Annotated in this window: 18 protein-coding genes, 1 pseudogene and 1 other annotated feature; of the genes and pseudogenes, 12 read left to right on the forward strand and 7 right to left on the reverse strand. The window is 39.0% G+C overall.

What is annotated here, in order from left to right:
* The 4 genes and pseudogenes from OMU_RS23230 to OMU_RS21795 all read right to left on the reverse strand — a co-directional run.
* Positions 1-67 (reverse strand): annotated as a pseudogene (locus OMU_RS23230) (transposase); the annotation flags it as partial.
* A gap of 184 nt (positions 68-251) precedes the next feature.
* On the reverse strand, positions 252-1523 hold the full coding sequence (locus OMU_RS21785) for an ABC transporter permease (protein WP_016182010.1): 1272 nt from the start codon (positions 1521-1523) through the stop codon (positions 252-254).
* A gap of 1 nt (position 1524) precedes the next feature.
* Complete coding sequence (locus OMU_RS21790; protein WP_016182011.1) at positions 1525-2202, reverse strand: ABC transporter ATP-binding protein; 678 nt, start codon at positions 2200-2202, stop codon at positions 1525-1527.
* Positions 2203-2412: 210 nt separating this feature from the next.
* Positions 2413-3138 (reverse strand): gamma-glutamyl-gamma-aminobutyrate hydrolase family protein, encoded by a 726-nt coding sequence (locus tag OMU_RS21795; protein ID WP_016182012.1) that lies wholly within the window; start codon positions 3136-3138, stop codon positions 2413-2415.
* Positions 3139-3446: 308 nt separating this feature from the next.
* Here OMU_RS21795 and OMU_RS21800 point away from each other — a divergent pair, with 308 nt between their 5' ends.
* The 11 genes from OMU_RS21800 (at position 3447) to OMU_RS21850 (ending at position 15034) form a co-directional block, all read left to right on the forward strand.
* On the forward strand, positions 3447-4688 hold the full coding sequence (locus OMU_RS21800) for an IS110 family RNA-guided transposase (protein ID WP_016178709.1): 1242 nt from the start codon (positions 3447-3449) through the stop codon (positions 4686-4688).
* 348 nt (positions 4689-5036) lie between these two features.
* Positions 5037-5084: a sequence feature (sodium ion sensor (DUF1646 type); this cis-regulatory element may regulate processes involved in with the transportation of sodium ions), on the forward strand.
* Positions 5085-5133: 49 nt separating this feature from the next.
* Positions 5134-5457, forward strand: a complete 324-nt coding sequence (locus tag OMU_RS21805) for a hypothetical protein (RefSeq protein ID WP_016182013.1) — start codon at positions 5134-5136, stop codon at positions 5455-5457.
* Positions 5444-7405 (forward strand): V-type ATP synthase subunit I, encoded by a 1962-nt coding sequence (locus tag OMU_RS21810; protein WP_016182014.1) that lies wholly within the window; start codon positions 5444-5446, stop codon positions 7403-7405. Before OMU_RS21805 ends, OMU_RS21810 begins: the two co-directional genes overlap by 14 nt.
* Positions 7406-7423: 18 nt before the next feature.
* The gene (locus OMU_RS21815) at positions 7424-7894 is read left to right on the forward strand and encodes a V-type ATP synthase subunit K (protein WP_010744503.1); all 471 of its coding nucleotides are present in this window, start codon (positions 7424-7426) and stop codon (positions 7892-7894) included.
* Between the two features lie 11 nt (positions 7895-7905).
* Positions 7906-8520, forward strand: a complete 615-nt coding sequence (locus OMU_RS21820) for a hypothetical protein (protein ID WP_016182015.1) — start codon at positions 7906-7908, stop codon at positions 8518-8520.
* A 24-nt stretch (positions 8521-8544) separates the two neighbouring features.
* Positions 8545-9540, forward strand: a complete 996-nt coding sequence (locus tag OMU_RS21825) for a V-type ATPase subunit (RefSeq protein ID WP_016182016.1) — start codon at positions 8545-8547, stop codon at positions 9538-9540.
* Positions 9530-9841: a V-type ATP synthase subunit F gene (locus OMU_RS21830; RefSeq protein ID WP_016182017.1), complete on the forward strand. Its 312-nt coding sequence runs from the start codon at positions 9530-9532 to the stop codon at positions 9839-9841. The genes OMU_RS21825 and OMU_RS21830 overlap by 11 nt, the downstream gene beginning before the upstream one ends.
* 13 nt (positions 9842-9854) lie before the next feature.
* Positions 9855-11636: a V-type ATP synthase subunit A gene (locus OMU_RS21835; protein WP_016182018.1), complete on the forward strand. Its 1782-nt coding sequence runs from the start codon at positions 9855-9857 to the stop codon at positions 11634-11636.
* Positions 11629-13005 (forward strand): V-type ATP synthase subunit B, encoded by a 1377-nt coding sequence (locus OMU_RS21840; RefSeq protein ID WP_016182019.1) that lies wholly within the window; start codon positions 11629-11631, stop codon positions 13003-13005. Before OMU_RS21835 ends, OMU_RS21840 begins: the two co-directional genes overlap by 8 nt.
* A gap of 4 nt (positions 13006-13009) precedes the next feature.
* Complete coding sequence (locus OMU_RS21845; RefSeq protein ID WP_016182020.1) at positions 13010-13642, forward strand: V-type ATP synthase subunit D; 633 nt, start codon at positions 13010-13012, stop codon at positions 13640-13642.
* Between the two features lie 33 nt (positions 13643-13675).
* The gene (locus OMU_RS21850) at positions 13676-15034 is read left to right on the forward strand and encodes a TrkH family potassium uptake protein (RefSeq protein WP_016182021.1); all 1359 of its coding nucleotides are present in this window, start codon (positions 13676-13678) and stop codon (positions 15032-15034) included.
* Between the two features lie 41 nt (positions 15035-15075).
* Here OMU_RS21850 and gloA read toward each other — a convergent pair whose 3' ends face one another.
* On the reverse strand, positions 15076-15444 hold the full coding sequence (gene gloA, locus OMU_RS21855) for a lactoylglutathione lyase (protein WP_016182022.1): 369 nt from the start codon (positions 15442-15444) through the stop codon (positions 15076-15078).
* 137 nt (positions 15445-15581) lie between these two features.
* Between gloA and OMU_RS21860 the strand changes: the two genes are divergently transcribed.
* Positions 15582-16034: an NUDIX hydrolase gene (locus OMU_RS21860; RefSeq protein WP_016182023.1), complete on the forward strand. Its 453-nt coding sequence runs from the start codon at positions 15582-15584 to the stop codon at positions 16032-16034.
* A gap of 15 nt (positions 16035-16049) precedes the next feature.
* On the opposite strand, the gene OMU_RS21865 is transcribed toward OMU_RS21860, so the two are convergent.
* Together OMU_RS21865 and OMU_RS21870 are read right to left on the reverse strand one after the other, a co-directional pair.
* Positions 16050-17399 carry an HD domain-containing protein gene (locus OMU_RS21865; protein WP_016182024.1) on the reverse strand — a complete coding sequence of 450 codons (1350 nt, stop codon included), beginning with the start codon at positions 17397-17399 and terminating at the stop codon, positions 16050-16052.
* Positions 17389-18198, reverse strand: a complete 810-nt coding sequence (locus OMU_RS21870) for a lipoate--protein ligase family protein (protein ID WP_016182025.1) — start codon at positions 18196-18198, stop codon at positions 17389-17391. Before OMU_RS21870 ends, OMU_RS21865 begins: the two co-directional genes overlap by 11 nt.
* Positions 18199-18383 lie beyond the last annotated feature (185 nt).

Raw genomic sequence — 18383 nt, forward strand, 5'->3', positions numbered from 1 at the left:
GCCATTCTTCATCAAAAAATAAATGTTTATCTGTTAATCCGAGTAATTTTCTAGTATGATTATCCATTGAGAGACTCCTTTGGTAGGGTGACGTTTTGGTCGACTAAATTTTACCAAAAGTGAGTCTCTTTTTGAGTTGAAACGAAGAAAAAAGTGTTAGTAGAAAATCGCCTTCGATTTTCCACCAACACAAAATATTATAGAACCCAAAAAAACTGTGGCAAAACAATGATTTTGCCACAGCTTTTTTGTTATTCGTAACGTAAGGCATTGATTGGATCTAACCGAGCCGCTCGATTGGCAGGGAAAGTTCCAGCTAAAAATGCAATCAGCATAATTATTAACAGGATGATCAACATGGACGGCCAAGAAAACTGTAACAAGGTTAAACCTGTGAGTCCGTCTAAAAATGAGGTTGTAGCAAAATCATTTAAAAAATGCCCTGCTACAACAGCACCAGCGATTCCTGTAACGCCTCCCCAGAAGCCAATCAATAAAGCTTCTATACTGAAGGTTAAAAAGACTTTGAAGCGCCCCATTCCCATAGCCTTCATCAAACCAATTTCTCGTGTACGATCTTGAACAGACATGTACAGTGTATTGATAATTCCAAAACTTGCAGCTAATAAGGCAATTGCACCAAATAGAGTGAGTACACCCGTGATTGCGTTGATAACTTGACGAATCATCCCAATTTCATCTTCAACGGTCATAGCAGCAAAGCCTTTTTTGTTCAAACGTTTCTTCAGCTGTTCGATTTGTTTCTTCGATAAGTTTTTATCCATAGTAGCAAAAAGGGTCCCATACTTATTTTTCATATTTTCTGGCAGTCCTTTTTCGTTCACACTAACAATTTTGTCTGATAAGGCTTTACTCATAATCGATTGGCCTTGTTGAATCAAACTAACATTTCGAACGCCTACAATAGTTGCATTAAGAACTTCTTGTTCGCCTGTTGCTTGACTGCTGACCGCAATTTTTAGATTCTGATTGAGTGCGTCTTTGGCTGTTTTGAAGCCTAAAGATTTCATATATTCTGGAGCTATATTAATTTCATACTTATCACCAGTACTGTTTACTTCACGTCCGGCTTCTAAATCAATTGAAATATCACTGACACTTACAGCAGATAAAAGATATTTTTCTCCATCATTTCGTTGAATGTAGTCGGTTGACAGAAAATGAAAAGGTTCGACTTTTTTAATTCCTTTTGTTGCCTTGATTTTATCTAAATCCTTTGTCGTCAAATAATCGGCATCTGCTCCAGAAGCCTTATCAGGATCGTACTTTTGCGGTTCATTGTCAGTAGACCCCATTTGAGATTCTGGAAAGACCATCAGCTGATCTTCGCCGCCTACGCCACTGATTTGTCGATCAATATAATCATTGACACCATTATTGACACCAGTTGTTAAAGAAATTGTAAAGGCACCGATGAAAATAGCGATCACCGTTAAAACCGTTCGCCCCTTGTTGCGCCATAGGTTTGAGCTTGCAGATTTGATAATGTCAAATAGTTTCATGTTAGGCACCCTCCAATAATTGACCGTCTTTAATGTGAATTTGGCGATCGCATCGTTCTGCTAATTCTGGGTCATGGGTTACGATAATTAAGGTGATGCCTTTTTGTTGATTTAAATCAAAAAGCAATTTCTCGATTTTTTCACCAGTGGCTGTATCCAGATTTCCAGTTGGTTCGTCGGCAAAAATGATTTCTGGTTGATTAACGATCGCACGAGCAATACATACACGCTGTTTTTGACCACCTGACAAATCATTCGCTTTATTGTTCGCTTTATCACTCAATTCGACAGCTTCTAAAGCGTCTATTGCCATCTGTTTTCTTTTTCGACTCGGGATTCCGGCAATTTTTAATGGTAATAAAACATTCGATAAAACCGTGTCCTTAGGATTTATAAAAAATTGTTGGAAGACAAAACCAAATGTTTCATTTCGCATTTTATTTAGCGAACTATTTTTTATTTGGCGTGTATCTTGATTCAGTAAAGAGATCTTACCTGAACTTGGTCGATCTAGTAACGCTAATATGTGCATTAAAGTTGATTTTCCTGATCCACTTTTACCAATAATTGCGACAGATTCTCCTTTTTTTATTGCGAAATTAACCCCTTTTAATGCTTCAAAAGCCGCTTGGCCAGAACCATAAACTTTTTTCACATCATTTACTTCAATTGCATTCATTATTTTCCTCCTTTTAGCTAAAAGCTATGGATTGATTCTCCCATAAGTCGAAAATAATAAAATGGTACTAAAGTAGTATTTTAACGATTATCACTAAAGAAAATAATTAAAATGAGCAATTTTGTCAGTTTGAATACTGATAGAAGTATTTCTAGATATGTTTTTGAACTGTTTCTAGTTAAGAACGTAAAAAAAGAGTAAATCAGTGATTTACTCAAAGTCTTGAACAAAGAAATCAAATAACGCTTGCTCTTGAGGGTTATTTTGACGAGTTAGTTCTGGATGCCATTGAACACCAATTATTTTTGTGTTTCGTTCACGACTTTCGACAGCTTCGATGATACCGTCGGTTGACCAAGCAATTGGAACAAGACTTTCAGCTAGGTCTTTAATAGCTTGATGATGGTATGAATTGACCTGTGCACGTTCACCAAATAAGGGAGCCAATGCAGAATCTCCTTTGACGGTAATAGAATGTAGGCCGAAATCGGGAACAGTGGGAAACATATCGTGTTTTACTTTCCAATCAGCATATTGTGACAAGTCCTGATACAATGTCCCGCCTAACGTGACATTTAAAAGTTGTGTTCCGCGACAAACAGTAAAAATTGGTTTATTCTGTTTGATTGCCTCTTTGATTAAAGCCATCTCGAATGAGTCGCGATCAATGCTTGTAGGGCCTAGCTTTGGATGTGGTTCTTCCCCATATAAAAAAGGAGTGACATCCTGTCCGCCAGCCAATAATAGCTTATCAATTGTTGCAATATAATCACTAGCAAGCTCAGGATCACTGATAGGTAGTAAGATGGGAACACCACCTGCTTGATGTACACCGTTAATAAAGCCTTGGGGACTATAAGTAAATTGTTGATCAAAAAAATCTTGATTATTTTGATAATGCTGATTCGCTGCGACGCCTATAATTTTCTTCTTCATAATTATAAATCCGCCTTCCTACGAAAGGCACCAATGAGGTGATGAAAACCTTAGAGCGCCTTCTTTCTTTTTTTATTCCGTGTTACCCTTTCCTTGCAGGTCCCTGGTACACTACAGAACCCGAGGAGGTGAGTGGCGGGGCTGTATAGCGGCAACCCCGCATAATTATATGGTGTCGGTCATCCGTTAAGGCATCAATGAATGGCGCAAACCCGTAGCCCGTAAACTTATCTCTTCCGAAGTTGACTCGATTTCGCCGGATGACCAGTCCCTACCAAACCTGTACTATTTTTTTACAGGAGGTTGCTATGTTCAAAATCTTTCGTAAAAATTGTTGTGGCTTGGATGTCCACAAAACGTGGATCTATGCGTGTATCGGAATCACAGATGCGAATGGTCGTACAGTGTATAAGCAAGCTCGCTTCTCTTCCTTTACAAAAGGTCTCAATGAATTAGCTGAATGGCTTGCTAAATACAACTGTAAGGATGTGTGTTTGGAATCTTCCGGTAAATTTTGGATCCCTGTTTTTAATATTCTTGAAAAAACTTGTTTTGTCACACTGGCTCATCCGAAGTACACCAAACCCCAGAAAGGAAATAAAACAGATCGCAAAGATGCAAAATGGATTTGTGATCTCTTTATGTGCGACATGATCAAACCCAGTTTTATTCCTGGTCTTGAAATCCGCCAGCTTCGTGATCTAATGCGTTATCGGACGAAACTGACCAACATGAAAACAAGTGAAAAGAATCGTGCTTTAAACTGCTTAACCGTTTCTAATCTGAAACTAGATGATGTTTTTAGTGATGTGTTCGGAAAATCATCCACTTCTATCATCCAATACTTGTTAGAACATCCCGGTGAATCATTTGATGTTCGACCATTTATCCATGCCCGTTGTAAAACTCCCGTTGAAGAAATCCAAGCGGCAGTTGAGGGGGCGATTTCTGTACCTCAAGCGATTAAGCTTCGCCAATGCCTCAACCATATTAACGAGATTGAGAAGCATCGAGAAGAGATCAATCTAGAGATTCAAGCTCTTGCAGAACCCTTCTCCCCTGTTTTGGAACTACTTCGTACCATACCGGGCTTAGACACTCAGCCAATAACAGCGATTGCGATTCTTTCAGAAATAGGACCGGATATGTCCGTGTTTCCAACTTCGAAACACTTTATTTCTTGGGCTGGATGCTGTCCAAGAAACGATCGCAGTGCCCGACGAACAAAATCAACACGTATCTCTCGTGCAGGGCAGTCGTTGAAACCGCTACTTGTACAGATTGCCAATGCTCTTCTCAGATCCAAAGAACATCCAGAATTTAAAAATCGCTATCGTAGAATCAAAGCGAATCGTGGACACAAGAAAGCTATCATTGCTATTTGTAAGATGCTCCTGACCGCTATCTGGAATGTCTTATCAAAGGTGGAACCCTATTCTGCTAAAGGATATCTGGAGCCAAAACCTGCGAAAGAAGAGAAAGTTCTGACGCAATCCCAAGCTCTGGACCTTTTAAGAAAACGCGGATATACCATTATAGATAGTGCTTAAACCAAAGTTACGTTGATTCTTCCTAAATAGACTCGTTGTCTTCCATTTCAAAAATTTTGAAAACGGTAGGCTTATTTAGTGTACCGTTCTTCAGGTATCTTCAAATAGATTTATTTTCAAACTTTATCACTCCTTTTATCTTTTGATACCATAGCCAAAACTTAAAAAGCAAGTAATTCGATCTTAATTTTTTCTTCAATTTTGAAATAATAAAAAAACTGCTACAAATATGAAAATAATGCTATATGTTGCTCAAAGGCTTTAGAAAAATTTTGTCTTTTTTTTTTGAAAAATAGTTACGGGAACACCTTTTTTTGATATACTGTAGTCATTGAATAAATACAAAAAGGTTGGGCGTAAGCTTCAAGGATCGTGTTCTTCAAGGGGTGAGAAGAACAACCTTGAGAGTTTTGCGTTCTTTTTTTGTATGTAAAGGAGGGTTTGTGTGTTAGAAGCTTTAGAAAAAATAAAATCTGCTGAAGAACTAAATGAAAGAAAAAAAGAACAATTACTGGCTGAATTGACAGCTTATGAGGCGAGTAAAAAACAACTGCTACAAGAAAAGCGGGAAGAGCTGAGAGCAGATTTTTCAAATGCTTTGTCGGAAAGAGAGCAAGCGTTAGCTCAAGACTTAGCGGCTGAAGAACAAGAATTGTCCAGAAGTGCTGAAGACGCTATTAAGCAGATGGAAGAAAACTACAGTTCAAAGAAAGAACAGACGATTCAAAAAATAATTGAAAGGGTGATCTCGGAATATGGCAGTCAGTAAAATGAGTAAGCTGACATTGATTGCTCAACAAGAATATAGTGAGCGAATTTTATCTGCGATTCAGGGTTTCCAAGGAGTGGAAATTCGAGACCTCTTTCAGCAAACAGTCAGTAATGAATGGGTCGAGGAATATTTTAATGAAATAGATCCTTTGCCTAGTCAGGATACTCTTGCAAAAATTGATTACCAGTTAGAACAAATCACACATGCTATTAGATTTGTCGAGCATAACGGAAGTAGTCGGGAAAAAGGCCTTCATCTTAAACGTCAGGTTGCCACTTTAAAGACTTTAGAAGAGAATTTCGATGAAGCTGCTTTACTTTCGGAATTGGAAAGTATTCAAGAATTAGAACGGCATTTTTTGGATGCTAGTTCTAGACAACGTGATTTGAGCGAACAAGAAAGTCTTTTACAAAAATGGCAAGCCTTAGATTTTTTGCCAAAAGAATATGCACTACGTTCATCAAAGTGTTTTCTAGGAACTGCTGATGCAAGTATTTGGGAATCCTTTAAGCAAGAGTTGAAGGACAAACAAATTCATTATGAAATCATTTATAGTGACGATCATATTGTCAACTTCGTTCTATTATTTTTACGTGCAGAACAAGAGGAGGTACAAGAACTTGTTCGTCAATTCAGCATAGTTGCCTTTACGTACAATCGAACACAGCTTCCTAAAACAGAATTGGCCAGCATTCAGCGGGAAATGATGAAATTAGTAGAAGAACAGAAAAAGCTGGCTCGACTGATTGGGCAGAAGAAAATCGTTATTGAAAATCTGGAAACTTCAGAAGAAGTACTGTTGGCACGAAAAAACCGCTGGTTAATTCATGATCGATTTATCAAGGATGATAAAGTATTTTTACTCCAAGGATGGATTGAAACAGACAGTTTCAAAAGCTTTGAAACTTTTGTAGAGGATCTAATCGGAGCTGGAAATCTGTATATCGAAATTGAAGAACCGACGGATACAGAGATCAATGAAGAAATTCCAACTAAATTAAAGAATCATAAGTTAATTAAGCCTTTTGAGATGTTAACTGAAATGTACAGTTTGCCAAAATATCATGAAGTTGACCCGACACCGTGGTTTATGCCGTTTTATTTTGTCTTCTTTGGCATGATGGTAGCCGATGCAGGATATGGTGGTCTGATGTTAGTGGCAACAACTGTTGCTTTGCGAACAATTTTACCGCGCGGAATGGAGCGTTTTATGCGCTTTTTCCAAATTTTGGCTGTTCCTACTATTTTATGGGGCTTGATTTATAACTCGTTCTTTGGCTTTTCGTTAGACTATACGCCAATACTTTCTACTAGTGATGATGTTATTAGTATTCTGATTCTATCCATTGTTTTTGGTGTGATACAGATTTTTATTGGGTTAGGGTTAGCTGCCAAAGAGAATATCAAAGCCAAAAATTATCTAGGTGCAGTTTCAGATGGTTTTGCCTGGCAGGGGATTATGGTCGGAGCAATCGTTGGTGGTTTAGGAAAAATGCTGATGGATAGTCAAGGGCTCTTCTTTATCGGCGTTGGGCTTGCAGTTTTAAGTGCTCTGCTGATAATTGTTACTCCGATGCTACAATCAAAGTCTAAATTGAAAGGATTAGCCAAAGGAGCATATAACTTATATGGAATTACAAGTTATATTGGTGATTTGGTTAGTTATACACGATTGATGGCTTTGGGTATCTCTGGCGGAAGTATTGCTGCAGCATTTAACATGTTGGTGGGCTATATGCCTCCAATAGCGCGCTTTAGCGTGGGTATCTTATTGATGTTGGCTTTACATGGATTAAATATCTTTTTATCTTTATTGTCAGCATATGTTCATGGTGCTCGATTACAATATGTAGAATTTTTTGGGAAATTTTACGAAGGTGGCGGACGTGCGTTTAGTCCACTAAAAACAGAAGAAAAATATGTAAATATTGAACAAGAAAAATAATTGGAGGAATTTTAAACAATGATGGAGTATTTGATTAATAACAGTGGTGGTATTATTTTTGCGATTTTAGGAATGGCTACAGCAACAATTTTCTCAGGTATCGGGTCATCCAAAGGGGTGGGTATGACTGGTGAAGCGGCTGCAGCGTTGACGACTAGTCAGCCAGAGAAGTTTGGACAGGCGTTAATCTTACAGTTGCTACCTGGTACACAAGGTTTATATGGCTTCGTTATCGCGTTCTTGATTTTCACTAATTTGTCTGGTGATTTATCTGTTGTTCAAGGGTTAGGTTACTTAGGTGCGTCATTACCAATAGCATTTACTGGACTATTTTCAGGGATTGCTCAAGGGAAGGTTGCTGCCGCAGGTATTCAAATCTTAGCGAAAAAACCAGAACACTCAACAAAAGGGATCATTTATGCTGCCATGGTTGAAACGTATGCAATCTTAGGATTCGTTATCTCATTCTTGTTAGTTGGACAAGTGTAAGGAGTTTTTTGATGGAAGCAATCGAAAAGATAGTCGAGCAGCTGAACCAGCAAGCTGACTTGGAGCAGCGTCAGCTGAAAGAAAAAGAGACCGCGCGGATTGATCAGGACTTTCAAGCAGAATTAACAGAAATGAAAGCAGATCATCTTAAACGTCTAGAGAAAAATTTACAAAATCTCGAAAATAATTATAAGCAGGCTAAAAATAGGCGTCAGGTTGCACAAAAACAAATGATTTTAAATCAAAAACAAGCAATTTTAGAGCGAGTGTTTGCTGAGGCAGTGGGACAAATGGAAAATTGGTCAACGAAGGAACAGCAGGAGTTTGCTCACAATGCATTAAAGAAAATGCAATTACAGGGGAATTTGGTTTTTGTTCCGGGAGAAAAATCTCAGACTGTTTTTACAAATGAATGGCTTGCCGAACAAAATAATATGCTGGCTTATCAATTATTCATGGGCGAGAATCCTGTTGCAGCTGAGGCCGGTTTTATTTTAGACAAAGACGGCGTGCAATATAACTTTCTTTATCAGAGTTTAGTAAGAGAAATACAGCAACGGGAGAGTTTTCAATTTGCTCAAACACTGTTTGAAGAAAAGGACGTAAACTTAGATTTTCATAATTAGAGACTACGAATTAGGAGGCACTGAATGAAACAATCTACGTATCATGAATTGAATCCGCTGGTTCGTTTGAAGGAATTGGAACTGTTAACGCCTGAATTTATGGGGCGAATGTTAAAAGCAGAAAATATGGAAGAAGTTGAGACTCTTTTTAGAGGAACGATTTATGGCGAATATTTAACTGATAATTTCTCTGAAAGTTTTGAAGAAGCCCTAGGGAAAGCTCAGGAGGAATTATTATCGGAGTTAATAAAAATCGTCCCTGACACAAAAGTAGTATGGATTTATACGATGCGCTTTACCTTCCATAATCTAAAGGCATTAATCAAGGGCGAGTTATTAAATCAAAATTTTGATGATCTTTATATTTATGATGGTTTTTATTCTTTAGACCAAATCAAGACAGCAATTCGAACTGGACAAGCTAGCGGTCTACCAGATTTTTTACTTGAAAGCTTACAGGAAGTCCGAGAGCATTTTGAAGAATCGAATAGTTTACAAGGAATTGACATTATTCTTGATCGCAAATATTTGTATTGCCAAAGAAAAATAGCAGATATGATTGATGAGCCAGAACTAACAAAAGAGGTTATTAGTTTCATTGATTTTACTAATATACTTATGGTAGCACGAGGAATTAAACAAAAAAGAAGTCGCAATTTCATGTCGACAGTATTATCGAGCCATGGAAGTATTCCAAAAGACGAATTGCTTGATTGTGTTGAGGGTGATTTAGAGCGATTAACACTTTTTTTACGAGCAACATCTTATGGCGAAATAATCGAACCAATCATTCAAGAAAATACGATTAATCTAACTCAGTTAGAGCGGCTTTGTGATGACTATTTAACTGGCTTTTACGAAACGGCACAAACTCAAGCCTTTGGACCTTTGCCGGTACTAGCACTGCTAAACGCAAAAGCCATCGAGGCTAAAAATCTTCGCTTGATTATTACTGGCAAAGAGGTCGGATTAACAGATGAACAAATAAGAGAGAGGATGCGTGAGACATATGGCACATAAAATCGGTGCAATCGGTGACAAAGACTCTGTCTTACCATTCAAACTTTTTGATTTCGATACTCGAACAACGAAAGATAAACAACTCATTCGACAGCAAATTGATGAAATGGCTAAAAATGACTATGGCATTATTTACATCACTGAGGAATTTGCTCAGCTTGTTCCTGATACCATTAAACGTTATGAAGAAAAAATGATTCCAGCAATCGTTTTGATTCCTAATCATGAAGGGACATTAGGCATCGGCAAATCCATGATCCAAGGACAAGTTGAACGAGCAGTCGGACAGAATATTTTATAAAGGAGCTAATGACTTGCAAGAAGGTAGAATAATTAAAGTTTCTGGTCCACTAGTGTTGGCAGAAAATATGGAGCAAGCGGCTATTCAAGATATTTGTTACGTAGGTGACCTTGGGGTTATCGGCGAAATCATTGAGATGCGCGGCGATGTGGCATCCATTCAAGTATATGAAGAAACTGCAGGCATTGGACCAGGAGAACCAGTTAAGACAACAGGAGAAGCACTCTCGGTAGAATTGGGTCCGGGAATTGTTTCTCAAATGTTTGATGGTATTCAACGCCCATTAGATACATTCAAGGAACAGACTGACAGTAATTTTCTTAGTCGCGGTGTTCAAATTCCAGCATTAGATCATACGAAGAAATGGTGGTTTGACGCAACAGTTGAAGAGGGAATCACTGTGTCAGCCGGGGATATCGTCGGGACAGTAAACGAAACGAAAATCATCACGCATAAAATTATGGTACCAAATGGTGTTAAAGGGACCTTGAAGAAAATTACATCTGGAGAGTTCACGATCGATGAGACCGTTTATGTGATTGAAACACAAAACGGCTTAGAAGAATTTTCGATGTTGCAAAAATGGCCAGTACGTCGTGGACGTCCTGTATCTGAAAAGCTTAATCCGGAAGCTCCAATGATTACAGGCCAGCGAGTAATCGACACGTTTTTCCCAGTTGTAAAAGGCGGTGCTGCCGCAGTACCAGGACCATTTGGGGCTGGTAAAACAGTCGTTCAGCATCAGATCGCTAAATGGGCAGATGTGGATATTGTGGTTTATGTTGGTTGCGGTGAGCGTGGAAATGAAATGACCGATGTATTGAATGAATTTCCTGAATTGATCGATCCGACAACAGGGGAATCCTTGATGGAACGAACGATTCTAATCGCAAATACCTCTAACATGCCGGTAGCTGCACGTGAAGCTTCCATCTATACGGGAATTACTATTGCAGAATATTTCCGTGATATGGGATACAATATCGCTATCATGGCAGATTCTACTTCACGTTGGGCGGAATCTTTGCGGGAAATGAGTGGACGTTTGGAAGAAATGCCTGGGGATGAAGGTTATCCCGCTTATTTAGGTAGCCGTTTGGCAGAATACTATGAGCGTGCCGGGCGTGTCATCGCTTTAGGAAATGACGGACGAGAAGGCTCAATTACTGCTATTAGTGCGGTATCCCCTTCAGGTGGAGATACTTCGGAACCAGTAACTCAAAATACACTCCGTGTAGTAAAAGTATTTTGGGGATTAAGTGCAACATTGGCACAGCAACGCCATTTCCCATCAATTGATTGGATGGAAAGCTATTCCCTATACTCTTCTGAAGTTGGAAAGTATTTAGATAATGATTTACAAGCAAATTGGTCTGAGATGGTAGCTGAAGGAATGCGGATGCTACAAAAGGAATCTGAACTAAATGAAATCGTACGTTTAGTCGGAATTGATTCATTGTCGGAAAAAGACCGTCTGACACTAGAAGTTGCGAAATCTTTAAGAGAAGATTATCTGCAACAAAATGCCTTTGACGATGTGGATACTTTTACATCCAGAGAAAAACAATTCAAAATGATTCGAAACATTCTGACACTCAATAAAGAAGGGCAACGTGCATTAGAATTAGGAACCTATTTGAAAGAAATTATGGATGGCACGGTCACTTTACGTGATAGAATTGCACGAAGCAAATATATCTCAGAGTCAGAGTTAGAAAAATTAGATCAAATCAACTCGGATATTGTATCGGAAATTCAAGCGATCGTTGCTGAAGGAGGAATGACCAATGATTAAAGAGTATAAAACCATCAATGAAGTGGTCGGACCTTTGATGGCAATTGACAAAGTTGAAGGGATAAAGTATGAAGAGCTACTGGAAATTCGTTTAAAAAATGGCGAGTTGCGTCGTGGACAAGTTTTAGAAATCCATGAAGACAAAGCCCTAGTTCAGATTTTCGAAGGAACGAGCGGTATCAATTTAAAAGAATCTACGGCTCGTTTTTTAGGACATCCGTTGGAGTTAGGCGTATCTGAGGATATGGTTGGTCGTGTCTTTGATGGCTTGGGTCGCCCAAAAGATGGCGGACCAGAAATACTAGCGGAAAAGAATGTTGATATCAACGGGGAAGTAATTAATCCTGTTTCGCGAGATTATCCTGATGAGTTTATTCAAACTGGGATTTCAGCGATTGATCACTTGAATACGTTAGTTCGTGGACAAAAATTACCCGTGTTCTCTGGTTTTGGTTTGCCGCATAAAGAGCTGGCGGCACAAATTGCCCGTCAAGCGACTGTATTAAACAAGGAAGATGACTTCGCTGTAGTGTTTGCCGGGATTGGTATCACTTTTGAAGAAGCTGAATTCTTTATGGAGGATTTCCGTCAGACAGGTGCGATCGATCGTTCAGTCGTGTTTATGAATTTGGCTAACGATCCAGCGATTGAGCGGATTGCAACTCCCCGCATGGCTTTGACAGCGGCTGAATATTTGGCCTATGAAAAAGGAATGCACGTGTTGGTCATCATGACAGATATGACCAATTACTGTGAGGCGCTTCGAGAAATTTCAGCGGCTCGTCGTGAGGTTCCTGGACGTCGTGGCTATCCTGGGTATCTTTATACGAACTTGGCGACATTATATGAACGCGCAGGTCGAATTCGCGGCTTGAAAGGTTCGGTCACTCAAATTCCGATTTTAACAATGCCTGAAGATGATAAAACACATCCAATTCCCGATTTAACGGGATATATTACGGAAGGACAAATTATTTTGTCTCGAGAATTGGATAAAAATGGTATCCAGCCGCCGATTGATGTATTACCGTCCTTGTCACGTTTGAAAGATAAGGGAACTGGTGAAGGAAAGACGCGGAAAGATCATGCGCCAACCATGAACCAATTGTTTGCAGCTTATGCCCAAGGGAAACAAGCGAAGGAACTAGCTGTCGTATTGGGAGATTCTGCTTTGTCAGATGTTGATAAAATCTATGCAAAATTCGCTGAGCGTTTCGAAGAAGAATATGTGAATCAAGGCTTTTACGAGAATCGTTCGATTGATGAAACATTGGATCTTGGCTGGGAACTATTGGCAATGCTGCCAAGAACAGAGCTGAAACGAATCAAGGACGATATGTTGGACGAATATTTAACAAAAGGAGAATGATCCTATGGTGAAATTAAATGTTAATCCAACACGGATGGAGCTTACACGATTAAAAAAGCAACTGACGACTGCAAGTCGCGGACATAAACTTTTGAAGGATAAGCAAGATGAGCTGATGCGACGTTTCATTTTATTGGTCAAAAAGAATAATGTCATGCGCGCTGAGGTCGAAGAGGAATTGCAACAAGCAATGAAAAATTTCTCAGTAGCTGATGCGTTATTGAATGACAAGTACATTGAAGAATTATTGGCAGTTCCTAAAGAGCGTGTGACGCTTGATGTGATTGAGAAAGATGTGATGAGTGTAAAAGTTCCAATTATGAACTTCCAGCACGAAAAAGACCTTGCTGATGGACCGCTGGAATATGGCTTTTTGAATTCTAACGATGAGCTGGATCAAAGTATTAAAAAATTCACGAAAGTTCTGCCTAAGTTATTAGAACTGACTGAAATCGAAAAAACTTGTCAACTTATGGCAAAGGAGATCGAGAAAACACGTCGTCGTGTCAATGCTTTAGAATATATGACGATTCCTCAGTTAGAAGAAACAATTTATTTTATCAAAATGAAATTGGAAGAAAATGAACGTGCAGAAGTGACTCGCATGATCAAAGTTAAAAATATGGGTGCTACTTGAGAAAGTAGCTCCTTTTTTTGAAGGTAGGAAGTTATGGTTAAAGAAAAACATTGGCCTTTTAAAATCTATCCTATTCAATTTATTGCTTTAGGCTTTGCCGGGATCATTTTGTTTGGAAGTGTATTATTGACCTTGCCGATAGTTACGAAATCAGGACAGGGGACACCGTTTATTGATGCGCTATTTACAGCCACATCTGCGACATGTGTAACAGGTTTAACAACACTGACAACAAGCGAACATTGGAATATGGGCGGACAGTTGATCATTTTAAGCATGATTGAAATCGGTGGATTAGGCTTCATGATGATGCCCTTTATTTTTATGGCCATCATGAAAAGAAAAGTCGGTTTAATGACGCGGATTATTTTGCAGGAATCCTTAAATTTAGATAGCTTATCTGGTGTAATGAGATTGATGCTGTATATTTTTCGCTTTGCGATGGGATTTCAGTTATTAGGTGCACTTTTATTAGCTATTGACTTTATCCCGGCTTATGGTCTTGGAAGAGGTCTTTGGTATTCGTTCTTTCACTCCATTTCAGCTTTTTGTAACGCTGGATTTGATTTATTTGGCGATAGTTTGGTAGGATTTCAAGATAACGCGTATGTGTTGTTTGTAATTTCTGGATTGATCGTCGGAGGCGGCTTAGGGTTTATCGTTTGGCAGGATTTGATGAATTTTCGCAAGACTCGAAAGCTTAGCCTACATAGTAAACTTGCGTTAACTGTTTCGCTAAGTTTACTGATTATTGGGACGCTTGTGTTTTGTATTTCGGAATCTGGTGGACGTTATTTAGTAGGAAATTCGTCACCGATAAATCGTTTTGCGAATATGCTTTTCATGTCGGTAACTGCTCGAACAGCGGGGTACTTTTCAGTTGATTACGGCAGCGTCAGTCAAGCGGGAATCCTTTTTACGATAGTTTTGATGTTTATTGGCGGGACACCTGGTTCAACGGCTGGTGGGTTGAAAACAACGACATTTGGTGTTTTATTGGTTCAAACAATTTCCATGCTGAAGGGAAGGATGCACGCAGAGGCTTTTAGACGAACGATTCGTCCGTCGGTCGTGTCTCGTGCGCTGACGTTGTTCTTTATTACGTTGACCTTGTGTATCGCAGTAACGATGCTGATGTCAGTAACGGAGGTTTTACCACGTTTTCGTGGAATCGAGTATCTTTTGTTTGAAACCTTCTCTGCTTTTGGGACAGTTGGATTAACGATGGGACTGACACCTAGTTTGAGTCTTATGGGAAAAATCTTGATTATTGGTTTGATGTACATCGGCAGAGTGGGGATTCTGACAGTTGGCTTCTCACTAACCATACGCTTAACAAAGAAAGAACAAGGAAATTACAAACTGCCAGAAGAAAGTGTCATGATTGGATAAAACGAGCTAGATTCATTCAATTGAATCTAGCTCGTTTGTTTTTAACGAATAACTTCAATTTTATAGCCATCTGGATCGGTAATGAAATAATACGAAGGATCCGTTCCTGGAAGACCTTTCAAATCCGTCACGTTGAAACCTTTATTTTTATGCTCTTCATGAAGCTTTTCTAAATCATCGGAACTAATGGCAATATGCCCATAACCATCACCTAAGTCATATGCTGCATGGTCATAGTTATAGGTTAATTCCAATTCATACTCGTCCCCAGGTAAAGTTAAGTAAACAAGCGTAAATTTTGAATCTGGAAAATCACGACGACGAGATTCTTCAAATCCGAATGCTTCTTGATAAAATTTGACAGATGCCTCTAAGTCTTTTACTCGAACACAAGTGTGTGCCATTTTCATAAGTAAGTAACCTCCTAATTATTATTAAGTTCATGATAACATAAAACATCCATTTCTCAGCATTTATGCTCAGTGGTTGTTTATGAGTTTTTTTTAATGTAAACTAGCTAGTAAATACATTACTTAGGAGGACACCAATGATCCCAGTGTTTGGCGAAAAGGAAGCCGAAAAAAAATATCAAGCCCGTTATGCAGCTTATGCAATTTTAATGAATGAGGAAAAAGAAATTGCGCTTGTTCAAGCTCCTAATGGTGCTTACTTTTTACCTGGTGGGGAAATCGAAGGTCATGAAACGAAGGAAGAGACGATTGAGCGCGAGATGCTCGAAGAATTAGGCTTTGAGGTCGTTTTATCGGAATATTTAGGACAAGCGGATGAATATTTTTACTCGCGACATCGCGAAACCTTCTTTTATAATCCAGGCTATTTTTATTCTACTAAAAGCTGGGAAAAAGTTTCCGAACCGTTAGAAGAGGGAAACAATAGCAGCTGGGAGCAGCCAGCAAAGGCAATCGCATTATTGAAACGCGGCAGTCACAAATGGGCTGTTGAAGAGTGGCTAAAGAAAAAACTTTCTGATCTTGATTGATCAGAAAGTTTTTTTTTAGTTAACTAACGCTCCATTATGAATATGTTTTGTGAACGCTCGGTAATAGTCATCAAAAAGATCCGAGTTTTTACTATCTAGTTGGGTCATTTCTTTTGGATAATAGAAACGAACATCACCCTGGCCTTGTCCAGTTAATGCAGAGACTAATTGACTTGCCTTTGACAACTCGATCAACGAGCCGTCTTTCTGCATTAGTTCGATTTGTGTGCGGTGACTGCCCTTTTCTGGATGATACAAATCATAAGGCAGATCATAGCTGGAATTGATCGCTGTATAATAGCGGGGATTAAACCCAGCTTTTTCAACCAAATCTTTCATTTCGACTAGTAAGGGGTTCTCACTGGAATCCACTGTGATTGATTTTAATGGCTTGCGATTTAAAAAGCGATAGGCTAGGTCACTTAGAATTAAATCCTGCTCGTCCATCCATTGAGCAAAATAAGTATTCAGAACGCCATCATCTAATTTTAAATAATCCTCCAACGAAAAATCCTCTTTCAAAAATGGAATCAAGAATTGCGAATGGAGTGAAAAAATTTCTGCATCTTCTTGATACAATTCATGTGCGCGATCCAATAAATGTTCCAGTAAGACCTCCATCCCACGAGACACAGAATGAAAATACACTTGAACGTACATTTGATAGCGGCTGACGATATAATCTTCCACGGCATGCATGCCATTCATAGAAAACGCAATCCCGCCTTCGTAAGGACGAATGACACGCAAGATTCTGGTTAAATCAAACGTTCCATATTCTGTCCCAGTATAATAGGCGTCTCGCAATAAATAATCCATTCGATCGGCATCAATCTGACTAGAGATCATTTGTACAACTTGCGGATTGTCATAAGTTTTGGTGATTACACTGGCAACTTTTTCTGGAAAACCTTCTTCGACATTATTTAAAATCTGAAAGACTTCCGTTTCTGGCGATGTAATGATCGCTACAGTCAATGCTTCATGATCGGTGTGGAAAATATGTTCAAACGTGTGGGAATAAGGACCGTGTCCAACATCGTGCAGTAGCGCTGCGCACAAGGCAACTAAGCGATGTGAATCATCCCATCCGTCTTTACCGTATTTTTCTTGAGAATAGTTTCGCTGAAAAATATCACAGATTCGGCGAGTGATATCGTAAACACCCAGCGAATGTGAAAAACGGCTATGCTCCGCACCATGAAAAGTGTACGAGGTAGTTCCAAGCTGTTTGATCCGGCGCAAACGTTGAACTTCCTTTGAATTGATCAAATCTAAAATTACTTGATGCTGAACATGAATATAGTTATGGACTGGATCGCGAAAAACTTTTTCCAGCGGCAGCATTTGATATTTATAAGTCATTAAGTACCTCCTGAATGAGTGTGTTCCGTTGCTGCATATTTTGAACGCGGCGTTGATATTCTTCCAATTGGTAAAAATTTGGCAGAGAGTCTGTTTGATCATGATGAGGCATCACTTGCAGCAACTCCTTTTTTACAGAATTTACGGATACTTCATAGAATGCAGTATCGTCTAGCGTTGTCATACTATCAGGATTAACAGGTGGATAATCCACACCAAATTGATCTCTCAATCCGCTTTGATAATAAGAGCGAACGATTTTTCCCCGAAGATTTTGATCGCCATTTACGCTAAGATACATCATGATTGCAACGCCTTCTTTAACTCGTCTCTGGGCGATCCCCGCAATTTTTTTTCCTTTAATGGAAAGATCGTATTTACCTGGACAATAAGAATCAGCGACTTCGCCAATTTCTATTCCTAATTTGCCAAAGCGAGTTTGCTCTAACCAGTCTACCATTGCCTGGTAACCGTCATCAATTGATAAGGCAGAGATTGAATTTTTAGGAAGAATTAAAGAGACATTCAAAATACCTGTGTCGCTAATAACACCCAAACCGCCGGCATTACGTAAAAGCAAATGATAGCCTTCTTTTTGAACTACTTTAAGTGCTTCATTAAAATAAGGGACCCTGCTGTCCTTCATTCCTAAGATTAATGTTTTTGGTAACTGCCAAAAGTGAATGATCGGCTGCTCTTGCTCACCGCTGAATTCTGTTAGTACATCAGTCAAAGCAAAGGGATTGAATAAATCTGTATGCGGGAGCATTCCTTGGTCAAAAAGCAACGCTTCTTTCATCTAATCTTCCTCTCGTTCCTTGTATTCTTTCTTATTATAAACAAAAATACAGAAAGTAAGTAATTATGTCGCTCAAAAAAGCAGAAGTAGTTGACAAAAAAAGCAAAACCGACAAAAATAAGTAGTGGAAGAATATCAACTTTTCTTGTATTTGGCTATAAAGTAAGTGATAACCAAAAGGCATA

Origin of the sequence: Enterococcus avium ATCC 14025, assembly GCF_000406965.1 — a bacterium.
Taxonomy (GTDB): domain Bacteria; phylum Bacillota; class Bacilli; order Lactobacillales; family Enterococcaceae; genus Enterococcus_A; species Enterococcus_A avium.